This window comes from Lysinibacillus sp. FSL P2-0066, assembly GCF_037969495.1.
Classification (GTDB): domain Bacteria; phylum Bacillota; class Bacilli; order Bacillales_A; family Planococcaceae; genus Lysinibacillus; species Lysinibacillus boronitolerans.
On the sequence record NZ_CP150202.1, the window covers coordinates 906,882 to 925,755 of the forward strand.

At 37.5% G+C, this 18,874-nt stretch carries 18 protein-coding genes; 14 read left to right on the plus strand and 4 right to left on the minus strand.

The window, feature by feature from the left end:
* Positions 1–8: 8 nt before the first annotated feature.
* From pyc to MKZ14_RS04295, 5 genes are all read left to right on the plus strand, one after another.
* A complete protein-coding gene (gene pyc, locus MKZ14_RS04275; RefSeq protein WP_333006883.1) occupies positions 9–3,443 on the plus strand; it encodes a pyruvate carboxylase in 3,435 nt (1,144 codons plus the stop codon).
* A gap of 133 nt (positions 3,444–3,576) precedes the next feature.
* The gene (locus MKZ14_RS04280; RefSeq protein WP_058844812.1) at positions 3,577–4,002 is read left to right on the plus strand and encodes an HTH domain-containing protein; all 426 of its coding nucleotides are present in this window, start codon (positions 3,577–3,579) and stop codon (positions 4,000–4,002) included.
* Complete coding sequence (locus MKZ14_RS04285; RefSeq protein WP_231745103.1) at positions 3,945–4,907, plus strand: IS3 family transposase; 963 nt, start codon at positions 3,945–3,947, stop codon at positions 4,905–4,907. The genes MKZ14_RS04280 and MKZ14_RS04285 overlap by 58 nt, the downstream gene beginning before the upstream one ends.
* A gap of 132 nt (positions 4,908–5,039) precedes the next feature.
* Positions 5,040–5,660 (plus strand): TetR/AcrR family transcriptional regulator, encoded by a 621-nt coding sequence (locus MKZ14_RS04290; RefSeq protein ID WP_312126972.1) that lies wholly within the window; start codon positions 5,040–5,042, stop codon positions 5,658–5,660.
* The gene (locus MKZ14_RS04295; protein ID WP_312126974.1) at positions 5,653–5,841 is read left to right on the plus strand and encodes a hypothetical protein; all 189 of its coding nucleotides are present in this window, start codon (positions 5,653–5,655) and stop codon (positions 5,839–5,841) included. Before MKZ14_RS04290 ends, MKZ14_RS04295 begins: the two co-directional genes overlap by 8 nt.
* 51 nt (positions 5,842–5,892) lie before the next feature.
* On the opposite strand, the gene MKZ14_RS04300 is transcribed toward MKZ14_RS04295, so the two are convergent.
* Positions 5,893–6,816: a heme A synthase gene (locus tag MKZ14_RS04300; protein ID WP_016992770.1), complete on the minus strand. Its 924-nt coding sequence runs from the start codon at positions 6,814–6,816 to the stop codon at positions 5,893–5,895.
* 336 nt (positions 6,817–7,152) lie between these two features.
* Here MKZ14_RS04300 and cyoE point away from each other — a divergent pair, with 336 nt between their 5' ends.
* From cyoE to MKZ14_RS04335, 7 genes are all read left to right on the plus strand, one after another.
* Positions 7,153–8,070: a heme o synthase gene (gene cyoE, locus MKZ14_RS04305; RefSeq protein ID WP_016992771.1), complete on the plus strand. Its 918-nt coding sequence runs from the start codon at positions 7,153–7,155 to the stop codon at positions 8,068–8,070.
* A 99-nt stretch (positions 8,071–8,169) separates the two neighbouring features.
* Positions 8,170–9,258, plus strand: a complete 1,089-nt coding sequence (coxB, locus tag MKZ14_RS04310; RefSeq protein WP_036077087.1) for a cytochrome c oxidase subunit II — start codon at positions 8,170–8,172, stop codon at positions 9,256–9,258.
* A gap of 40 nt (positions 9,259–9,298) precedes the next feature.
* Positions 9,299–11,182 carry a cytochrome c oxidase subunit I gene (gene ctaD, locus MKZ14_RS04315; RefSeq protein WP_004224787.1) on the plus strand — a complete coding sequence of 628 codons (1,884 nt, stop codon included), beginning with the start codon at positions 9,299–9,301 and terminating at the stop codon, positions 11,180–11,182.
* Complete coding sequence (locus MKZ14_RS04320; protein WP_004224788.1) at positions 11,182–11,808, plus strand: cytochrome c oxidase subunit 3; 627 nt, start codon at positions 11,182–11,184, stop codon at positions 11,806–11,808. The genes ctaD and MKZ14_RS04320 overlap by 1 nt, the downstream gene beginning before the upstream one ends.
* Positions 11,808–12,152 carry a cytochrome C oxidase subunit IV family protein gene (locus MKZ14_RS04325; protein ID WP_004224789.1) on the plus strand — a complete coding sequence of 115 codons (345 nt, stop codon included), beginning with the start codon at positions 11,808–11,810 and terminating at the stop codon, positions 12,150–12,152. Before MKZ14_RS04320 ends, MKZ14_RS04325 begins: the two co-directional genes overlap by 1 nt.
* Before the next feature lie 180 nt (positions 12,153–12,332).
* Positions 12,333–13,256 carry a cytochrome c oxidase assembly factor CtaG gene (gene ctaG / locus MKZ14_RS04330; RefSeq protein WP_016992773.1) on the plus strand — a complete coding sequence of 308 codons (924 nt, stop codon included), beginning with the start codon at positions 12,333–12,335 and terminating at the stop codon, positions 13,254–13,256.
* Between the two features lie 40 nt (positions 13,257–13,296).
* Entirely contained in the window at positions 13,297–13,758 is a 462-nt protein-coding gene (locus MKZ14_RS04335) for a DUF420 domain-containing protein (protein ID WP_016992774.1), read from the plus strand.
* A gap of 14 nt (positions 13,759–13,772) precedes the next feature.
* On the opposite strand, the gene ytvI is transcribed toward MKZ14_RS04335, so the two are convergent.
* Positions 13,773–14,834 carry a sporulation integral membrane protein YtvI gene (gene ytvI, locus MKZ14_RS04340; protein ID WP_339280637.1) on the minus strand — a complete coding sequence of 354 codons (1,062 nt, stop codon included), beginning with the start codon at positions 14,832–14,834 and terminating at the stop codon, positions 13,773–13,775.
* Between the two features lie 145 nt (positions 14,835–14,979).
* Complete coding sequence (locus MKZ14_RS04345) at positions 14,980–15,381, minus strand: YugN family protein (RefSeq protein ID WP_004224795.1); 402 nt, start codon at positions 15,379–15,381, stop codon at positions 14,980–14,982.
* 147 nt (positions 15,382–15,528) lie between these two features.
* Between MKZ14_RS04345 and MKZ14_RS04350 the strand changes: the two genes are divergently transcribed.
* Both MKZ14_RS04350 and MKZ14_RS04355 read left to right on the plus strand, forming a co-directional pair.
* Positions 15,529–16,686: a CAP domain-containing protein gene (locus tag MKZ14_RS04350; protein WP_339280638.1), complete on the plus strand. Its 1,158-nt coding sequence runs from the start codon at positions 15,529–15,531 to the stop codon at positions 16,684–16,686.
* Between the two features lie 150 nt (positions 16,687–16,836).
* Positions 16,837–18,309: a UDP-N-acetylmuramoyl-L-alanyl-D-glutamate--2,6-diaminopimelate ligase gene (locus MKZ14_RS04355; protein ID WP_016992778.1), complete on the plus strand. Its 1,473-nt coding sequence runs from the start codon at positions 16,837–16,839 to the stop codon at positions 18,307–18,309.
* On the opposite strand, the gene MKZ14_RS04360 is transcribed toward MKZ14_RS04355, so the two are convergent.
* A complete protein-coding gene (locus MKZ14_RS04360; protein WP_258859596.1) occupies positions 18,290–18,790 on the minus strand; it encodes a PaaI family thioesterase in 501 nt (166 codons plus the stop codon). The genes MKZ14_RS04355 and MKZ14_RS04360 overlap by 20 nt on opposite strands.
* Between the last annotated feature and the right edge of the window lie 84 nt (positions 18,791–18,874).

The following is an 18,874-nucleotide window of genomic DNA, read 5'->3' on the forward strand; positions in this document are numbered from 1 at the left end:
GGATACCTATGGAATCAATCAACAAAATTCTCGTAGCCAATCGAGGAGAAATTGCAATTCGTATTTTCCGTGCCTGTACGGAGCTGAATATCCAGACTGTTGCCATCTATTCAAGAGAAGATAGTGGTGCTTTTCATCGCTTTAAAGCAGATGAAGCTTATTTAGTGGGAGCTGGCAAGAAACCAATCGATGCTTATTTAGATATTGAAGGTATTATTGCCATCGCAAAAGATGCAGATGTTGATGCGATTCATCCAGGGTATGGTTTTTTATCAGAAAACGTGGAATTTGCACGTCGCTGTGAGGAAGAGGGCATTGTCTTTATCGGACCAACTTCTCAGCATTTAGATATGTTTGGAGATAAGGTCAAAGCACGCTCTCAAGCCATTGCGGCTGAGATTCCGGTTATTCCTGGTACAGATGGCCCAGTAGCCGATCTAGCAGAGGTAGAGACATTTGCTAGCAATTATGGCTATCCAGTTATGATTAAGGCAGCACTTGGCGGTGGTGGTCGAGGGATGCGTCTAGTCCATGCGCCAGAGGATCTTGCTTCTTCCTATGAAAGAGCAAAATCAGAGGCAAAGGCTGCTTTTGGTTCCGATGAAGTGTATGTAGAAAAAGCAATCATAAAGCCAAAACACATTGAAGTACAAATTATTGGCGATAAACATGGCAATATTGTGCATTTATATGAGCGTGATTGCTCAATTCAGCGTCGTCATCAAAAAGTGGTGGAGATTGCGCCATCTCATTCGATTTCACAAGAGTTAAGAAATCGTATTTGCGATGCTGCTGTGAAATTAATGAAGAATGTCTCGTACATAAATGCAGGGACAGTGGAATTTTTAGTCGCAGGAGACGATTTTTATTTCATCGAGGTAAACCCTCGCATCCAAGTAGAACATACAATTACAGAAATGATTACAGGTGTCGATATCGTCCATGCCCAAATTAAGGTAGCGGCAGGCTATGGGCTACACAGTGAAGAAATTCATATGCCAAAGCAAGACGATATGCCAATGATTGGCTATGCCATTCAGGCCCGTGTGACAACAGAAGACCCTGCAAATGATTTTATGCCAGATACTGGAAAGTTAATGGTTTACCGTTCAAGTGGTGGTTTTGGCGTGCGGTTAGATGCTGGAAATGGATTCCAAGGCGCTGTTGTAACACCATACTATGACTCTTTGTTAGTAAAGATTTCAACATCGGGCATGAACTTTAAAGAAGCTGCAGCGAAAATGGATCGTAATTTGAAAGAATTCCGTATTCGTGGCGTTAAAACGAATATCCCTTTTTTAAACAATGTTGTTACACATGAGAAATTTTTATCAGGTGCCTTTGATACTAGCTTTATTGATACAACGCCAGAGCTTTTCGAGTTCCCTGTGCGTAAAGACCGTGGAACAAAGCTGTTAAGCTATATAGGGAATGTGACCTTAAATGGCTTCCCAGGTGTAGAGAAGAAGTCAAAACCTATCTTTGCTCAGCCGAACCAACCTAAAATTGATCCTTTAATTGTACCACCAGCAGGTACGAAGCAGATTTTAGATACACAGGGAGCAGATGGCTTAGTGCAGTGGATTTTAGCACAGGAAGACGTACTACTAACAGATACTACATTCCGCGATGCCCACCAATCTCTCCTTGCAACACGTGTTCGTTCACAGGATATGTATCAGATTGCAGATGCAACAGCTCGCATGATGCATCAGTTATTCTCGCTGGAAATGTGGGGCGGTGCAACATTTGACGTAGCCTATCGTTTCTTAAAAGAGGACCCATGGGAGCGCCTAGAAAAACTGCGCGAGCAAGTACCAAATGTCTTGTTCCAAATGTTACTGCGTGGAGCTAATGCCGTTGGTTACACGAATTACCCTGATAATCTAATCCGAGAATTTATCGCTGAATCGGCTTCATCAGGAATTGATGTATTCCGTATTTTCGATAGTTTAAACTGGATTAAAGGTATGGAAGTGGCGATTGATGCAGTGCGTCAATCTGGAAAAATTGCTGAAGCGGCCATCTGTTATACAGGTGACATTTTGGATGATAGTCGAGCGAAATATTCGGTGCAATATTATAAGGATATGGCGAAGGAGCTAGAGCTAGCTGGTGCACATATTTTAGCGATTAAAGATATGGCTGGTTTACTGAAGCCAGAAGCGGCCTATCGTTTAATTTCCGAGTTAAAAGAGACGACAAGTCTGCCAATCCATTTGCATACGCATGATACAAGCGGCAATGGGATTTACTTATATGCTAAAGCCATTGAAGCAGGTGTAGATATTATCGATACAGCGCTTGGATCTATGGCGGGCTTAACATCTCAGCCAAGTGCAAATTCCTTGTACTATGCGATGAAGGGGAGTAAACGAGAAGTACGTGCGGATATTGATTCTTTGGAAAAATTATCGTACTACTGGGAAGATGTTCGTAAATACTATAAAGATTTCGAAAGTGGCATGATTAGCCCACATTCTGAGATTTACGTGCATGAGATGCCTGGTGGCCAATATAGTAACTTACAGCAGCAAGCAAAAGCGGTAGGGCTTGGTGATCGTTGGGAAGAAGTAAAACGCATGTATTCCCGTGTAAATCTACTGTTTGGTGATATTGTCAAAGTGACACCATCCTCCAAGGTGGTAGGAGATATGGCTTTATTTATGGTGCAAAATGACTTAGACGAAAATACGGTCTTAACAAGAGGGAAAACAATTGACTTCCCAGATTCTGTAATTGAATTCTTCCAAGGGTATCTTGGACAGCCACATGGCGGGTTCCCAGAGGCATTACAACAAGTAGTGTTAAAAGATCGCGAAGCAATTACAGTTCGTCCAGGAGAATTATTAGAGCCTATTCAGTTTGATCAATTAGAGGCTGTGCTAGAGGAAAAGTTAAATCGTCCTGTTACGAAAAAGGATGTTCTGGCTTATGCTCTTTATCCAAAAGTCTTTGAGGAGTATGCGAAAACAGCAGAATCCTTCGGTAATATTTCAGTTCTTGACACACCAACATTCTTATATGGCTTAAAGCTTGGGGAAATTATTGAAGTCGAAATAGAAAAAGGGAAAACATTGATTATTAAACTCGTTTCAATCGGGGAACCGCAACACAATGGAACACGTGTCCTTTACTTTGAGCTCAATGGACAATCGCGTGAATTGGTGATTCAAGATATGACTGTTGAGGTTGATGGCAATTTAGCATTAAAAGCCGATCCAAGCAATCCAAACCAAATCGGTGCTACAATGCCAGGTACTGTGTTGAAAGTTGTTGTTTCTAAAGGTAGTCCTGTTAAACGTGGGGATCACCTGTTAATTACAGAAGCGATGAAAATGGAAACAACTGTCCAAGCACCTAAAGACGGCATTGTAAAAGAGGTATATGCAAGTGCAGGAGATGCCATTTCAACAGGGGATCTATTAATTGAAATTGAATAGATAGTCGTAAAAAAAGGTTATTAGATACTTTTATTAGTATAAAATGTACCCTATAAGATAGACACTTTCAAAAAGGTCATCTTATAGGGTATTTTTATTTATAATGAAGAAAAAACGAGCGGTGGTAGATTGTATGACTAAAAAATTTTTTTCGGAACAACAACAGGCACAATTAAAATTAAATCCATACGTCAAAACAGTAAGCGCGAAAGCCATTACTTATACAGATGAATTTAAAGAATTTTTTATTGATGAATACGATAAAGGAAAATATCCAAGTGAAATCTTTTTTGAGGCGGGTTTTGACATTGAAGCCCTTGGTCCAGCTCGTATTCGGAGAGCTTCGAATCGTTGGCGTACAGCTTATAAAGAGCATGGGCTTACAGGCTTAGAAGATGCCAGAAAACATGCTTCAGGTCGCCCTTTAGAACGCGAATTAAGTATAGAAGAAAAATACGCCCGCTTAGAGGCGAAGATGAAATTGTTAGAAGCAGAAAACGAATTTTTAAAAAAGCTAGATCAACTCGAAAGGCAGCTGATAAGGAAGCAATCAAAATAAGTACTACACAAAAATTTGAGTTAATCCATCAAATTATTGAAAAATATCAATTAAAACGGATGGTACGATATCTTTGTGAAATGGCAAAGGTTTCACGCTCAGGCTACTATCGCTATTTTAGAGAAGAAGCTGTCTTAACTCGTCAAAAACAGAATGAAGAAGATGAAGTGGTGAAAGAAGTCATTTTAAAGGCCTTTCATTTCCGAGGACGAAAGAAAGGCGCACGTCAAATAAAAATGACACTAGAAAACCAATATGAAATTACGTACAACCTTAAGCGTATCCGTCGCATTATGAAAAAGTTTAATATTATCTGTCCCATTCGAAAAGCCAATCCAGCGCGTCGTATGGCAAAAGCAACGAAGGAACACCGTATATGCCCTAACAATTTACAGCGCAACTTCAAGCAAGGTGTGGCAGGAAAAGTATTACTAACCGACATCACATATTTAACATATGGAGGCGGTAAACGTGCTTATTTATCAACGATAAAAGACGCCGAAACAAATGAAATTTTAGCGTATGAAGTATCCTCTACATTGGGTATAGAAATTGCGCTCAATACGTTACATAAATTAAAGAAACATCGGCATTTAAGGGAGGATGCCTTTATCCATTCGGATCAAGGTTTCCACTATACGAATCCAAAATTCCGAGCCTTAGTGAAGAAAATTGGCTTAGGACAGTCCATGTCACGTCGAGGAAACTGTTGGGATAATGCGCCACAAGAATCGTTCTTTGGGCATTTTAAAGATGAAACAACTATTAGAGCATGTGAAACGTTAGAAGAAGTAAAGAAAGAAATTAAGAGTTATATGATTTACTACAATCATTATCGAGGGCAATGGAATTTAAAAAAGCTGCCGCCTGCAAAATACAGACAGCAGCTTCAAGAAGTTGCCTAACCTTTTTCAAAATGTCCTTTACAAAGGGTACATTTTAATATCTACATAACCTTTTTTATTGCGTTTAAGCGATAAATCATATAAAATTTGATTACTTAATCAAAAAAATGTTCGACCAATCAGGAGGGGTCTATGGATAGCAGTAAAAATACCTTTATTCAGGAAGCAAGAAAGCAGCAAATTATTGAAGCTACGATAACGACACTTGATGATATTGGCTATGTAAAGGCGAGTCTAGCACAAATTGCTAAACGTGCTTCTATTAGCACAGCATTAATTTCTTATCATTTTGTAGATCGACAAGATTTAATCAACCAAAGTCTGCTAGCACTAATTGAGCAATCCACAACTTTTATTTTGACAAAAACATATACTGCCAGTGACCCTGTCACACAATTAGCAAACTTCATAGAGGCAAGCATTGCTTATCAAGCGACACACCCAAAAGAAAATGCAGCATTATTAGAAATTGTCTTCAACGCTCGAACTGAACAAGACATCCCTTACTATAAACTGCCAGATGAAGAGGAAGATCCACTATTGAAGGCATTATGTAATATTTTAGAAGATGGAAAAAAACAGGGGACATTTAGTGTTCGCTCTGTCGATGTAATGGCAAAAGTAATTCAAGGAGCGATTGGTGAATACATGCTTATAGGGGGACCGCTTGCTATTGCGGCAGAGGATTACAGTCTCGAGGTAACAAATATTATATGGACAGCAATGAAAGTAGAGGGGCCAAAAAATGCTTAAAGCACTATTTAACTGGATGTTAGTCATAGGTTTAATTTTATTAGGAGGCCGTCTCGTAACGCTAATTTGTCGATATTTCGACATTCCTTTTACAACATTTTTTAAAGATTATGCTTTTGTATCCATGATTATTTTAATTGTTGGAGTTATAGGGACTGAGGCTATGAAGAAACAAAAATAGTCATAGAAAAAAGATTCGACACATCGTTGGTGGCGAATCTTTTTTAATGGGCTATTTCTTTTTCTCATTATAATTACTTCGAGCGACTAGCATGATCATATAGCATAATAAACCGAATAAAAGGGAAATAAATAATGAATGCAGTAAAGCTACCGTTAAATTCAGTTTAGTAAGGACTACTAACATACCTGCAATAACTTGTAAAACTACTATTGTAAAGGCAATTATCCATCCATAGTATATAACACGTTGATGTTTATATTCCTTTACAGCATGCCAAGTTATGTATGCAATCCAAATGAAAATAATAAGAACTGCTAATCGATGTCCCATTTGCACCCATTCATACATATTATTCGGCGGTGCGAAAGGTGTTTCATTATAGCAAAATGGCCAATCAGGACAAATTAAGCTCGAATCTGTATGACGAACTAGCGCCCCAGTATAAACGACTAAATAAGAATAAATTGTGACAGCAATTGTATGCCAACGTAACTTTTTACCGATAAATACGTTATCAGCATCAAATTTCCGATCGACTTCAAATACAATCATAGAGAGAAGAAGAACCGCGGCAAAGGAAATAAGAGATATCCCAAAATGTAGTGCTAAGATGAAATCACCTTGCCCCCATAATACTTGAGCTGCTCCAATAAGAGCTTGCGCGATTAAGAAAAACATTGCTAAGAAACCTAATAGCTTTACTTCACGAATATGTCCGAGCTTACGCCATGTCCAAACGGTTAACACAAGAATTGAAATAGATACAACTCCTGTTACGAGACGATGTGAGAATTCAATAAGGACTTCTGGTGTAATCTCCTTTGGAATAAGAGATCCATTGCAATCAGGCCAGTTTCGACCACAGCCTAGGCCACTATCTGTTTTGGTAACGAGAGCCCCACCTAGTAATATAAGGAGCATCCCTACTGTAGCGGCAACAGCAAACCACTTCAAATACCTGTTGTGTTGCATAAAATGAGTCACCTACTTTATCTATCAACATTACAAGAACGTAATGTTTCTGCTACTAGATAATATCGAAAATACGTATAAAAAACAACTTGTAAAGAGAAGGGACTACTAGATGTCGATTCCATTTCACAAATTGTTCATAATTTCGTGCTTTAACCTTCACAATTCATTTTAGAAAATGTTTTACTATAGATATGTTGTTTTTAATTATATTTCTAGACAAAGCTAATTTTTACAACTTCATCTAAATTTCACTTAATGTCTAGAAATCAATCGCAAATTTCGCTATAGTTATTGTTAGCGGAATATGCTTACAAAAATGAAAGGAGAGGTATTATGTCAAACGGTCGTACACTGGCGGCTACTAGAAATCCTGGTCCAGAAACAACATCTGTTGTAAAAGATTTCTTAGCACTAATAAAAATTGGAATCGTTAACTCGAATCTTGTCACAACGTTTACAGGGATGTGGCTGGCTTTTCAGTTTACTAGTAGACATTTCTTGCAAGAGCTTGATGTCATATTTTACACCATGCTGGGTGCGGCATTAATCATTGGTGGCTCAGGTGCAATGAATAATTTCATAGATCAGGATATAGATCCTATCATGAAAAGAACAAAGGCAAGACCGACAGTGACAGGCAGATTTAAGCCAAACTTTGTGTTGACCATTGCCCTCTCATTTTTAATTGTAGGTGAAATTTTGTTATTTGCGGCATCGTTTGCAGCCGGCATGTGGGGACTAGTAGGAATATTTGCTTATGTCGTTCTGTATTCAATGTGGTCAAAGAGGAAGCATGTTAGTAACACGGTTGTAGGTAGTATTTCGGGGGCTATTCCTCCTGTTATTGGATTCGCAGCGATTGAGCCCGCCTTAGGTCCAGGAGCACTAGCCTTATTCCTTATTATGTTTGCATGGCAACCACCACATTTCTATGCGCTTGCCATGAAACGGACTGAGGAATATCGTGCAGCTAAAATACCAATGCTACCTGTTATAAAGGGATTTAAACGTACAAAGTACTCAATGTTATTCTGGATTCTTTTATTATTACCGTTACCTTTCCTTTTAACAGAGCTTGGAATTGGCTTTTTAACTCTTGCTACTGCATTGAACTTGGGTTGGTTAATACTAGCTCTGAAAGGCTTTACAACAAAAGATGATATGAAATGGGCAAATAAAATGTTTATTTATTCGTTGAATCATATGACCATACTATTTGTAGCCATCATAATATTTGCGGTGTTTAGCTAAAGTTAGGGATTCTTTCTTTTTATAAGAATTCATATAGACAGAACTGATGTCCTAGGTACACATGAAAATACAACAAAGAAAGAGGGGTTTAATTAAGCTATGATGAAAGGGCTTAAAAAATGGCGTCTTTTTTCACTTCTAGCAGTGATGATGGTTTTCCTTTCAGGTTGTGGTGAAGATTATCTTTCTACACTAAAACCATCTGGAGAAGTAGGTAAACAACAATTGAATTTATTACTGTTAACTACTGTAATTATGACGCTAGTAGTAGTAATAGTATCCGTTATCTATTTACTTGCATTCCTAAAATACCGTCGTGCACGCGTGGGTGAAAATGTTATCCCTAAGCAAGTAGAGGGTAGTCATACTTTAGAAGTGATTTGGACAGTTATTCCGATTATTTTATTATTAATTATCGCTGTACCAGTTGTTACAACTACTTATAAATTTGCAGATGTTGCTGCAATGGATGAGGTAGATGAAGAAGGGAACAAAACAGCCCTAACAATCAATGTAACGGCAAAATTATACTGGTGGGAATTCGAATATCCTAACCAAGGTATCGTAACGGCTCAAGAGCTAGTGGTACCAACAGGTGAAAAAGTTTACTTTAATTTAAAAGCTGCCGATGTTAAGCACTCATTCTGGATTCCTGCTGTAGGCGGTAAAATGGATACAAACGTGGAAAACTTAAACAAATTCTACTTAGTATTCGATAAAGAATCAAAAGATCTTAAAGATGGCGTATTTTATGGAAAATGTGCTGAATTATGTGGACCTTCACATGCTTTAATGGACTTTAAAGTAAAAACATTAAGCCCAGATGCATTTGATGCATGGGTTGATGCAATGAAAGCAACTGAAGGACAAACTGCTGACAAAGCTTCAACTGATCTTGGTGAAGCAACTTTTGCTAATAGCTGCTTAGGCTGTCATGCTATCTCTGGTTCAGGAGCAGGCGGTACACCAGGTCCAAACTTAACTACGTTTGGTGACCGTAACCGTGTTGCTGGTTTCTTAGAGCATAATGAAGAAAGCTTAAAAGCTTGGATTAAAAACCCTGAGGAATTTAAACCAGGTAACTTAATGATGAATTCTGATGGCACTGCGCCTATTTACGGTAATTTATCTGATGAAGAAATTGAAGCTCTTGCAACTTACATCATGGGCTTATCAGTAGAAAAATAATTTTCGTTCTATGTAACAAATTTTGAGGGAGGTAAAAGTTGTGAGCTCATACACACAGAAAAAGGGCTTTGGAGCAGCTGTCTGGGATTACATCACTACTGTCGACCATAAAAAGTTAGCAGTGATGTATTTATTAGCCGGTACATTGTTCTTCGCTATCGCTGGTTTTGAAGCATTATTAATGCGTATTCAATTAATGAAACCAAATAATGATTTCGTATCAGCTGGTTTTTTCAATGAATTATTAACAATGCACGGAACAACAATGTTATTCCTAGCTGCTACGCCACTACTATTCGCATTTATGAACATGCTTGTACCATTACAAATTGGTGCGCGTGACGTTGCATTCCCGTTCCTTAACTCATTAGGGTTCTGGTTATTCTTCCTAGGTGCAGTATTCCTTCACCTGTCATTCTTTATGGGTGGCGCTCCTGATGCGGGCTGGACTTCTTATGCATCATTATCTTTATACTCTCCAGGACATGGTATTGATTTCTATGTACTTGGTTTACAAATTTCAGGGGCAGGTACTTTAATTTCAGGTCTTAACTTTATCGTTACGATTATTACAATGCGTGCTCCAGGTATGACATTTATGCGTATGCCATTATTCACTTGGACTGCTCTTGTATCAAGTGCCTTAATTTTATTCGCATTCCCTCCATTAACAATTGGTTTATTAATGATGTTATTTGACCGTATGTTCGGTGGTAACTTCTTTGACCATACAATGGGTGGTAACACAGTAATTTGGGAACACTTATTCTGGATCTTCGGACACCCAGAGGTTTATATCTTAGTATTACCAGCATTTGGTTTATTCTCTGAGATCATTCCAGCGTTCTCTCGTAAACGTCTATTTGGATACTCTTCAATGGTATTCGCTACAATTTTAATTGGTTTCTTAGGGTTCATGGTTTGGGCTCACCATATGTTTACAGTTGGTCTTGGGCCAACAGCAAACGCAATTTTCGCTGTTGCAACAATGGCAATTGCGGTTCCAACAGGTATGAAAGTATTCAACTGGATCCTAACTATTTGGGGTGGGTCAATTAAAGTTACAACTCCAATGCTTTATGCACTTGGATTCATCCCGTCATTCGTTGCGGGTGGTGTTACAGGGGTAATGCAAGCATCTGCACCTCTTGACTATCAATTACACGATTCTTACTTTATCGTTGCTCACTTCCACTACGTAATCGTTGGTGGTATTGTTACAGCACTATTCGGTTCAGCGCACTTCTACTGGCCAATTTTCTTCAACCGTATGTTAAACGAAACGCTTGGTAAGATTACTTTCTGGGTATTCTTTATCGGATTCCATTTAACATTCTTCCTTCAACATTTCTTAGGTTTGATGGGTATGCCACGTCGTGTATTCACTTACATGGAAGGTCAAGGTTGGGATCAATTCAACTATATCTCTACAATCGGTGCATTAATGATGGGTGTAGGGGTTATCTTAATGGTAATCAACTGCTTAATGTCTATTAAGGGCAAACCAGCAGGACGCGACCCATGGGGCGATGGACGTACTTTAGAATGGTCAATTCCACAACCAATTCCATTCTATAACTTCCGTCAAACACCACTTGTTCGTGGTTTAGATCCATGGTGGATTGAAAAGCAAGAAGGTAATAAAGAAGTTACATTTGCTGAGCCACTAGGTGATATCCATATGCCAAATAACTCAGCGATTCCATTCGTTATTTCATTAGGTATGTTTATTGCAGCATTTGGTGCACTTTACAATCCAGACGCAGATAAACCATGGTCTATCTATGTATTAATCATTGGTTTAGCTATTACATTTGGTGCGATGATTGCCCGTTCTGTTAAAGACGATCATGGCTTCCATTTACACAAAGAAGAAATTCTTGAAATTGAAGAACATCTTTACGGCAAAGGAGGAAATAAATAATGGATTTCAATACTAAATTTACTCCTCATACTTGGCCAGATCATCCTGAACAAGCTACGATGGAAGGTAAAAATAAAGTCGTTGGTTTCTGGATTTTCCTTGCCTGTGAAGTTGTACTTTTCGCAAGTTTATTCGCTACTTATTTAGCGCTTAAGAACAAAGGGCCAGCTGGCATGGAGTTCACAACTCAAGGTTTATTTGAATTACCATTAGCATTTGCTATGACGATGTTATTATTAACATCATCATTAACATCTGTTTATGCAATTTACCATATGCGTAACTTTAACTTTAAAGGTATGCAAACTTGGTTAGCGATTACATTAGCTTTAGGTCTTGGATTCTTAGCACTTGAAATCTATGAGTTCAACCACTATGTGCACCTTGGTTTTACATTTAACCAATCTGCATTCGCAACAGCTTTCTATTCTTTAGTTGGTACACACGGTTTCCACGTAACTTTAGGTCTTGTATGGATTGGTACTTTAATGATCCGTAATGCTAAACGTGGATTAAACCTGTACAATGCACCTAAATTCTTCGTAGCTGCTTTATATTGGCACTTTATCGACGTAGTTTGGGTATTTATCTTCACAGTAGTTTACTTGATGGGAGTGATCGGATAATGTCTTCACACGATACACCTATAGTTGCTAAGTCTCAAGCACAGTATGAGTATGATCGTCATCATAATGCCGTTCATATGCGTAAACAAGTAATCAACTTTGCGATTATGATTTTCTTCACTTTTATCGCATTCGCAGTAGTTGCAGCTGATTTTTCTAAATACTTAATTATGCCATTCGTATTATTATTGGCTGGCGTTCAAGTTGTACTTCAACTTTATTCTTTCATGCACTTAGAAGACAAAAAAACGCACTTTGGTGGCGTTATTGGATTCTTCATGTGGATGGGAATCTTAATCGCATTTACATTCTTCTTAGCATTTTTAACAATCATTTGGTGGTAATCACCAAAAAAGCACGTTCGTTATTTTGTACGAACGTGCTTTTCTTATGTTTTGAAGTTATTAAGGTATCAAAAGAGGCAAACGCTGTTAAACTTAACATTTGTTCACCTTTCGTTCATTGCAGTATAGCTGTAAGCGTTTTATAATAGGAGTACTGAAGTTTAAAGGAGTGCGTTCTATATGCCACTTAGTATATTTGGTTTCCAAGCATTGTGGAGCCCGTATTTAATAGGGGTTCTTGTTTTTATAACAATCATTTATTTTTTAGTCACAACAAAGTGGCGTAAAGATTTTAAAGTAAGTGAACCTTTGAAAAAAAGTGAAGCTATTTACTTTGTTTTAGCTATGATTACCATTTATATTATCAAAGGATCACCTATCGATTTAATGGCTCATATTATGTTTACCATGCACATGGTGCAAATGGCTATTCTGTTATTGCTTGTTCCTATTTTCCTAATTAAAGGGATTCCTTGGTGGGTTTGGAAGGTGGCTATTGAGGCGCCGGTAGTTAGAACGTTGTTTAAAGTGCTAACATTACCAGTTGTTGCAGTCTTTGTATTTATCGGTCTATTTTCTATCTATCATTTACCGTCCGTATTGGATTACATTAAATTAAATGAAACATTACATGGTACCTATACATTTGTATTATTTCTTTCAGCAGTGTTTATGTACTGGCCTTTAATTCAAAATATGCCAAATAGTGATCAAATGAAGCCTTTGCATAAACTGGCGTATATTATTGCCAATGCCGTTTTAATTACACCTGCTTGTGGATTAATCATCTTTGCTCCAAATGCAATGTATGAGACATACACAAACGGTGATGCATGGTTAAAGGCAATGGAGCTTTGTGTACCAGCCTCTACATTGTCAGGATTATCTTTATCTGGACCAGAGCTATTTACAGACATGAAACCCGTTGCAGATCAGCAATTAGGTGGCGTGTTAATGAAAATCCTACAAGAACTTATTTTTGGTGTACTTATTGGTACAATCTTCACAAGATGGTATCGTTCTGAGCAAAAAGATCCAGATAAAATCACTGCTGACGCTTTAGCTGCCCACCAAAAGAAGTGGGAAAGTCAACAGCAACATTAAATGAAGAATAGAAATTTACTTTGTGTAAGGAGTTTTGACAATGGAATTGCAAATTTTGCCTACTATTAGTACATCGTTTATCGTTATTAGTGCTGTACTAGTAGCAATAGGGTGGGGCTTAATTATAAAAAGAAATGTAGAGGGACATAAGAAAGTGATGCTTGCTGCAGGTGTTGCAGCACTGATTTTCTTTATCATCTATGCGTCCCGTACAATCTTTATTGGAAATACGGCTTTTGGCGGTGGAGAAGATTTAAAACCATATTATACGTTCTTCTTGATTTTCCATATTATTTTAGCGACATCTGGAGCAGTGTTTGGTATCGTTAGTATTATTTCAGGTTTGAAAATGAACATTAAATTACACAGACGAATTGGGCCAATTACAAGTATTATTTGGTTCTTTGTTGCCATAACAGGTGTATTAGTTTATTTATTATTGTATATTTTATTTGAACCTGGTGAAACAACATCAGTAATTAAAGCCATTTTAGGATTTTAAAAAAATCTCCCTCCTTATTTCTGTGCAGGAGGGAGATTTTTTATAGTTGGTTGGAATAATGAAAGCACTACGACAACAAGTAATGGACCAATTAATATCCCAAGAAATCCAAAGATTTTAAAACCAATAAACATAGCAATAAAGGTATTCAAGGAAGAAAGTCCAATTTTATCGCCAATAATTTTGGGCTCGATCATTCGGCGGATTAGAAATTGCCCAAAGGTTAATAAAATTAAGATAGCTGCATATAAATAATCGCCAGCAAATACCTGATAGATTGCCCATGGGACTAATAAAATAAATGAATCAAGAAAAGGGATAAAGTCTAAAACAACAAGTAAAAGTGCTAATAGTATAGGAAATGGTGTTTTTAAAAAATAAAATGCAGCGAATGATATGGCAAAGATCCCTATCCCTACAAGTAATTGAGCTTTCAGAAATCCAAATAAGGCTAGCTTAACACGTTGTCCAATAAAGATAATTTTTTGATGGTAATGAAAAGGAACAGGCGTTAATAATTTGCGATTAATTGTTGGTAATTCTAAAAGCAACATATACAACACAATCCAATAAACAAAAATATCAAATAGACGTGTGGGAATATAAGTTAGTAATGTGGACCAAACATTGACGTTAGTTAAGGATAAGGAAAATTTTTCGATGGATGCTAAGGCTTTTGCAATCATGAATTGAATTTGTGAAACTAGCTCTACAGGTAAATGATAGGTGTAGTTGCTGAGCTTAGATTGCATTTGTATCCATAGGGCAGACAATTGATTAAGATAATCTGGTATATCAATAATAAAGGAAGAAAATTGTTTCCAGCTTATATAGAGGATAAGTGTACAAAATAATAAAGATATACTTAGAAAAAATAAAAAAAAGAAGAAAACAACGATTTTCCGTTTTTTTCTAAACCGTTTGCACATTCGAACAATGATTGGTTCTAAAAGTAACGCGGTTAAGTAGGCAAGTAAAATTGGTAACGATATAGAGATTGACCAAAGGATAAGTATACCCATTGCGATAACAATAATGGGATGACGAAAAAAAGGACGATTAAAAAATGATAACATTTTTCCCACCTACATCTTGTAATAGATATAGGTAGTATGAGAAGAAAAAATTTTTTTACTCAAAATAAAAAAGACTGGACCACCAGTCTTTTTACAACCATGAAGCTATTTACACTTACTTGCAGTCACTTTAATGTACGAAAGATTAGCGTGCGTTAACAGGTTCAAAGTTATTTTTATTTGTAGGTTCGATTGAGAATTGATCTAATTCTAATTTAACCTTTTTTAAGATTTCTTCACATTTTTTTACAAGGTGTGCTGGATAAACTTCGTCATCGCCATATTCAACACCATGTGGATAATAGTATTTACCAAGGACTGGTTTCATTAATGTAAGGATGGCATCGTGTGCACCTACGTCACCAGAAATAGCATATGCGAATACGCGTAGGTAATAACGACCTTCACGAGTATCGAATCGTTTATCGAATGTCATACGCTCGTAATCCCAGCCGCCATCACATTCTAAACCATGTTTTTTCATAATGCTGACAAGTAGTTCTTGATCAGCTGTTAAATTTTCAAGGTTAGTATTTTCAAAATACATGTATAGTCCTCCTTTAGGTTCTCGTACAAAGTATACGCTCATTTTTATAATAGAGCATATTCGACATTGTTGCAATGACAACATTGTGTCAACCCAATTACAATTGATATAATAACTTACAATAATGGTGATGAAAAGGAGTCCTGTATGAAAGCTTTATTCCGCATTTTAATGGTTTGTGGTGCAGTTGCATTAATTGGCTTTATGTTCTTTAATACCCCTAAGGAAAATGAGCCACTAGAAGGCCCAAATACCAACTCGAATATCATACCTCAAACACAACTAAAGCAGGAACCTGCAATAGGAGCAATGACACGTCCACAAACGGGTATCTCCACATTGATAGGAAAAGGCACGCAAACTGTTTTAGAACAATATGGGGAGCCAGCAAGAAAAGAGCCATCTTCATTTGGTTATCAATGGTGGGTCTACAATAAAGATGTGTCAACTTTTTTTATGATTGGTATTGATAATAATATTGTGACACAAATTTACATAGCAGGACAAGAAATTGATGCATTTCCTTTTAAAGTGGGCCAAAAACGTGATGAAATATACAGAATGACAATCATTGATTATGAGGTAGCGGCCACTGTAGGCGAAAATATTTTCATTTTCTCGATGAGTGAAGAAGATATGCAAACAAGGCTGCTGATCAAATTTGATGGTCTTTATGCACAGCTTTATATAGATAGAGAGACGAGTGAGTTACAAGGGATACGATATACAGACAGTGAAACACTTGTCCTTCATCAGCCATATGAAATGAGCTACCAAGGGGAGCTTGTAAGACGTACGCCTCCTTCCTCATTTTTACAGCAAGAAATTGATGTGGCTAGCGCTAAACAATTAGATGATTTGTTAAATGTAACAAGAGTCCATCATGATTTACTTCCTTTAGAAATGGATGAATCGTTAGAGGAAGCGGCAAGGATGCATAGTGAGGACATGAAGGTGCAAAATTTTTTAGCGCATGAATCTCCAACCTATGGCGATCTAAAAAAGCGATTACAGACGCAACATATCGAGTATAGTGAAGCGAATGAAAACCTGGCAACTGCCTATTTTGATGCGATTGAAGCCATGCATGGCTGGACAAATTCTCCTGAACACAGAAAAGTTCTTTTGAATGATCGATATACCCGCGTTGGTTCTGGCGTCTTTGTAGATTATTACACGCAAATATATATTGAACCTACTACGCAAGAACTGGAAAGAGAAAAGCAAGATGATGATGAAGAGACAAAAAATGAAAAACAAGATAGCGAAGATTCTACAGAGAAATCAGATCAAACCTCACCATAACAGAATAATATTCAAATGAAGACAAGCTTTCAGCAAAAGGGCTTGTCTTCATTTTTTATGTGCATTTCTCCTTCTTTGAGGCTTCTACATTTTTCGTCACACCGTTACAAACGCCGTCATATGATAGAGAACTGAGAGGGGGAATGAGGTTTGCAATTAGCAGAGTTATTAAAAGACTGGCCATGCAGCGTGACAGGGGGATCTATACGGACAGAAATTACTGGTGTAGAGGACTATGCACAGGCAGTACAGCCTGGTGACATATTTATTGTGAGAAAAGGTAAAAAAACATCGGGAAGTCGGTTTGTCAAAGAAGCATTGGCACGCGGAGCAGCTGCCATCGTTTCAGAAGAAAGTATTTCTTTGCCAATTATAGATAAAGAAATTCCTTTTGTATGGGTTCCAAATACAGCATTATTTTTATCGTATGCAAGTGCGAAGCTTGCTGCTTTTCCAGCAGAAGCTTTAACTGTTATCGCCATTACGGGTACAAATGGGAAGACTACAGTGAGTCATTTTGTCAGTCAGCTACTAAATGCACTACATAAACAAGCAGCAGTTATTGGAACAGTTGGCTTTTTCATCAATGGTGAGAAACAACAAACAGCTTATGAGCAATTAACAACATTGCAGGCTAAAGAATTACATCCCATTCTTAAACAGTGTGTGCGAAAAGGTGTGACTCATGTTGTATTAGAAGCTTCTTCAATGGGGTTGCAGCAGCATAGGCTCGATCATTGTGACATTGACTGTGGTGTATTTTTAAATTTATCAGAAGATCATTTAGAAGATCATGGAGGGTTAGAAGCTTATAAACGTGCTAAAAAGCGTTTAGCGGATTTATCAAAAAAGCTAGTATTAAATGGAGATGATAATTTTTGCCGCTCTGTTGGCATTTATGATAAGAAAAAATCTTGCTCATTTGGTTTTGATAATCACAATGATTTACATATCCAAATCGTCAGTGAATCAGTTGGGAAAACCGTTCTTTGTTTACAGACTACAGCGAGTGAACATATTGTAGAAATTCCTTTTGTCGGAAAATATCATGTGCAAAATGCTGTAGCTTCTTTAATGGCTGTATGGCGCTTAGGTGTACCTATGGAAGATATAGTTGGACATATGTGGTCATTAAGGCTACCAGAGGGCAGGCTAGAGAAGATTGAAAATCCATTAGGTATTGATGTATATGTAGATTATGCCCATACAGCAGAAGCTTTACAAGCGGTGTTACAAACCTTTGATCGCTCCAAAACAATTTACCTTGTTTTCAGTTGTGGGGGAAATCGAGATAAGGCGAAACGCTTTGCAATGGGAGCAGTTGCAAGTAAATACGCTGATGTTATTTATTTAACAACAGATAATCCACGTGATGAAGATCCTATTGTGATTAATGAAAGTATTATTGCTGGTTTTTCAGAGCAACAATATTATGAAATTTATTTAGATCGCAAACTCGCTATCCATCAAGCGTTAGCAAAGGCAGAAAAAGGTGACATTGTCCTTGTTGCCGGAAAAGGGCATGAACAAACACAGCAAATTAAAAATCAAAAATTCCCTTTTTCCGATCAACAATGTATTAAAGACTATTTTGCGAGTTTAATTACAGACGACGCTGAATAACAAAGAAAGATCCTGTAGCGATGGCAAGCCTACGACCAGTTTCATCTTCGATATCACATTCCATGACAAGCGTTTGGCGTCCCTTATGGACAAAACGACCACGTGCAATCAATTCTTTATTGGTTGTGGTAGCAATATACGATACATTCATATTCGTAGTAACTACATTATAGCCCTCAGGCACAGACCGCGAAGCAAGCCCTCCCATAGCAGCATCAGCAATCGTGGCAATAATACCTCCATGTGGCACCTTTATCGTATTGTGGATGACAGGTGTAATAGGGATACGAACCTCACTGGCCTCAGGCTCAAATTTACCTACCATATGTAAAGTAGCATTAAGATAACGACGGTGAATGCCTTGCTGTTTCTCCCGCAGTCCATTTAAAAGATGTAATAAAACTTCTTCATCTTCCTCGGTACTATCTTGTAAAATCTCGGCAACTAATTGTTCAATCTGACCTTTAGATGTTGTCATCATTTGGAAAACCTCTTTCATTAAAATTATCAATAATGTAAAATTACCATAAAATCTGTTATGATGGGAAAGAGATTGGGGGAATTA